General features: G+C 62.8%; 1 pseudogene. It reads left to right on the top strand.

The window, feature by feature from the left end:
- A pseudogene (locus EOA60_RS36710) lies at nucleotides 1-508 on the top strand (type IV secretion system protein VirB4); the annotation flags it as partial.

Here is a 508-nt window from a genome sequence, read left to right as displayed (position 1 = left end):
TCACTACACGGTTGACGGGCCGATGGGTCAGCTGCTTGACGCGGAAAGCGACGGACTGTCGCTCCGCTCCTTCCAGACCTTCGAAATCGAGCAGCTGATGAACATGGGCGAGCGCAGCCTCGTTCCCGTGCTCACCTATCTGTTCCGCCGGATCGAGAAGCGGCTGACCGGTGCCCCCAGCCTCATCATCCTCGACGAGGCGTGGCTGATGCTCGGCCACCCGACTTTTCGCGATAAGATCCGCGAGTGGCTGAAGGTACTGCGCAAGGCCAATTGCGCGGTCGTGCTCGCCACCCAATCGATCTCGGATGCCGAGCGCTCCGGCATCATCGACGTCTTGAAGGAATCCTGCCCGACCAAGATCTGCCTGCCAAACGGCGCGGCGCGCGAGCCGGGGACGCGCGAGTTTTATGAGCGCATCGGATTCAACGAGCGCCAGATCGAGATCGTAGCGACGGCGCTCCCCAAACGCGAATATTACGTCGCCTCCCCGGAAGGACGGCGGCTA

The organism is Mesorhizobium sp. M1A.F.Ca.IN.020.06.1.1 (assembly GCF_004023265.1).
Lineage (GTDB): Bacteria > Pseudomonadota > Alphaproteobacteria > Rhizobiales > Rhizobiaceae > Mesorhizobium.
Note: the sequence above shows the minus strand (reverse complement) of the source record. Positions and strands in the feature narration are given on the sequence as shown.